At 60.1% G+C, this 2131-nt stretch carries 6 protein-coding genes; all 6 read left to right on the forward strand.

What is annotated here, in order from left to right; genetic code table 11:
* The coding region (locus I6F49_RS20100; protein WP_197181739.1) for a DUF3310 domain-containing protein at positions 1-585 on the forward strand (585 nt) is incomplete at its 5' end.
* Positions 585-866 carry a hypothetical protein gene (locus tag I6F49_RS20105; RefSeq protein WP_114488328.1) on the forward strand — a complete coding sequence of 94 codons (282 nt, stop codon included), beginning with the start codon at positions 585-587 and terminating at the stop codon, positions 864-866. The genes I6F49_RS20100 and I6F49_RS20105, both read left to right, overlap by 1 nt.
* A 93-nt stretch (positions 867-959) precedes the next feature.
* Complete coding sequence (locus tag I6F49_RS20535; RefSeq protein ID WP_267907111.1) at positions 960-1085, forward strand: hypothetical protein; 126 nt, start codon at positions 960-962, stop codon at positions 1083-1085.
* An 84-nt stretch (positions 1086-1169) separates the two neighbouring features.
* Entirely contained in the window at positions 1170-1430 is a 261-nt protein-coding gene (locus tag I6F49_RS20110) for a hypothetical protein (RefSeq protein WP_114488327.1), read from the forward strand.
* Positions 1411-1896: a hypothetical protein gene (locus tag I6F49_RS20115; protein WP_114488326.1), complete on the forward strand. Its 486-nt coding sequence runs from the start codon at positions 1411-1413 to the stop codon at positions 1894-1896. The genes I6F49_RS20110 and I6F49_RS20115 overlap by 20 nt, the downstream gene beginning before the upstream one ends.
* A complete protein-coding gene (locus I6F49_RS20120) occupies positions 1893-2120 on the forward strand; it encodes a hypothetical protein (protein ID WP_114488325.1) in 228 nt (75 codons plus the stop codon). Before I6F49_RS20115 ends, I6F49_RS20120 begins: the two co-directional genes overlap by 4 nt.
* Positions 2121-2131: the final 11 nt, after the last annotated feature.

Below are 2131 nucleotides of genomic sequence, written 5' to 3' on the forward strand. Positions count from 1 at the left end.
GACACTGGCGCTGAGTTTTATGACGGAGAGAGCAACAGCGACCTGATCGAACTCGTCAAGGACGAGAACGGCTTCACGATCTGGCGCGGCGGTGAGCAGCCGGCGGAAACGCGCGGGAAGGTGGTCGAAGTTAGGATCGGCCGCTCGACCAAGCACGGTCCTGCCGACAGATATATGTGGAACCACTGCGGTAACGCAGACATCGCCGCCTACAAAGTGGCCGAGAAAGCCGCAGCCCCGCAGCCCTCCGACAGCGCCACCCTCGCCGAAGAAACCCTGAGCGCCCTCGGCTGGACGTTCGACGGCCAAGCGTGGACGGAGCAGCCGAAGGCTGAATTGCCCATCGGTATGGTGCCCAACGCGCTCGACGTGCAGGTCGGCGGCACCCACTACAAAGACTGCGCCATCCAACCCATCGAGTACATCCACGCCAACAAGCTCGGCTTCGCCGAAGGTAACGTGGTCAAGTACATCACGCGCCACCGCCAGAAGCACGGCGCCGACGACGTGCGCAAGGTCATTCACTACTGCCAGCTCCTGCTCGAACTGGAGTACGGCGCGGGCAAGACGGAAGGAGGTGTGTGATGGAACTCAACCGTGAGTGCTTACGGAAGGCGATGATGGCTTTCTATGACGCCCCGGGTAGTGCACATGACGGCGTAGCACCGGCCATCGAAGCCTACCTCGCCGAGATGTTCAAGCCCGGCCAGATTCAGATGCTCGAACCGCTCGAAGTGATCCCCCAGCGCGACTATCGCAAGGAACTTTGGATCGGCGTTCAACTGAAATTCGGCAGCTCCAAACACGCAGACGACGCCCTTGCGGACTTTGACATCCGATTCCACAAGGAGTCCACCCATGGATGACTTCACCATCGGCCTCGCAGTCGGCCTGTTCGCAGGCGTCTTCATCGGTGTGTGCATCGCCGCACTGCTGGTCGTCAACAAAGGAGAGAGCACATGACCCCACTCGAATGGATTTTTGCAATCGGCATGACGCTGCTTGCCCTCGGTGCCGGAGCAGCGTTCTTCATCCTCGTTACCGCTTTCAAGATGGTGCGCCAGCGCCTGGAGAAACACCAATGACACCAATCGAATGGTTTGGCCTCATCGGCTTCGCGCTGCTGGGCCTGGGCTTCGTCGCCCACCTCTACAAAGCCAANAACACCAATGACACCAATCGAATGGTTTGGCCTCATCGGCTTCGCGCTGCTGGGCCTGGGCTTCGTCGCCCACCTCTACAAAGCCAACCTGAACAAGCTGCGCCTCGACGCGCTGCAGACCTACCAGTGGAAGGTCATGTGCATCGACGGGCAGTTCGCCGTGCTGGAGGGCACGCCTGTGCGTCAGGTCGGCGCGCAGAAGCCCACGGTTCGCGAGGCGATTGATGCGGCGATTTTGGAGCGCCAACATGCCAAGACGCAAGTTTGACGCTTCGATGCTCGCGCCGGAGTACTACACGCCGCCAGCGTGGATGACCGGATACCCGACGGTGCTACACGACGCGCATCTACTCACCTGGAAAAAGCACAAGGTCAGCGTGCAAAAGAAGGACTACTACCGGCGCAAGAAAGAGGAAATTCTTGCTCGCAACAAAGCGTGGCGCGAGGCCAACCCAGAAAAGGAACGCGAATGCGTCCGCAGATGGAGGGAGGCCAACCCCGAGCGTGTAGCGGAACTCCGGCGCGCAGACTATGAACGCCACCGCGAGCGCCGACTGGCAAACCAAGCCCAGCGCTGGCAGGACCTCAACGATGCCAGTGTTCGGGGCATCGTGGCGCACGGATACGGGTCTGTCGGTCTGACCAGCAAGGACGTGCCCGACGAAGTGCTCCCGATCTTCCGCACCCAGATGCTGATCAAACGTGAACTCAGAAAACAGAAAGTCGCACCATGAACCTCGAAGCACTCACCAATGAATTGACGGGTCTCTACAAAGACATCCGCGCAGGCAAAGTGGAGCCAGCAGTGGCCCACGAACTCAACAACACGGCGGCCAATATCCAAGGTGTCATCCGCCTGGGCCTGCTGAACGCCAAGCTGCAGAACAAGTCGCCAGACCTCGCTTTCTTCAAGGAAGCACGCAAGGCGGCTGTCAAGAAGGGGGTGAAGCGTGGATGACGCCGACCTGA

The organism is Pseudoalteromonas sp. SWN166 (assembly GCF_015864485.1).
Lineage (GTDB): Bacteria > Pseudomonadota > Gammaproteobacteria > Enterobacterales > Alteromonadaceae > Pseudoalteromonas.

Bases quoted from the DNA above. Each gene is read 5' to 3' on its own strand.
- I6F49_RS20115 (WP_114488326.1), top strand. From the start codon at position 1,411: ATGCCAAGACGCAAGTTTGACGCTTCGATGCTCGCGCCGGAGTACTAC.
- I6F49_RS20105 (WP_114488328.1), top strand. From the start codon at position 585: ATGGAACTCAACCGTGAGTGCTTACGGAAGGCGATGATGGCTTTCTAT.
- I6F49_RS20120 (WP_114488325.1), top strand. From the start codon at position 1,893: ATGAACCTCGAAGCACTCACCAATGAATTGACGGGTCTCTACAAAGAC.
- I6F49_RS20110 (WP_114488327.1), top strand. From the start codon at position 1,170: ATGACACCAATCGAATGGTTTGGCCTCATCGGCTTCGCGCTGCTGGGC.
- I6F49_RS20535 (WP_267907111.1), top strand. From the start codon at position 960: ATGACCCCACTCGAATGGATTTTTGCAATCGGCATGACGCTGCTTGCC.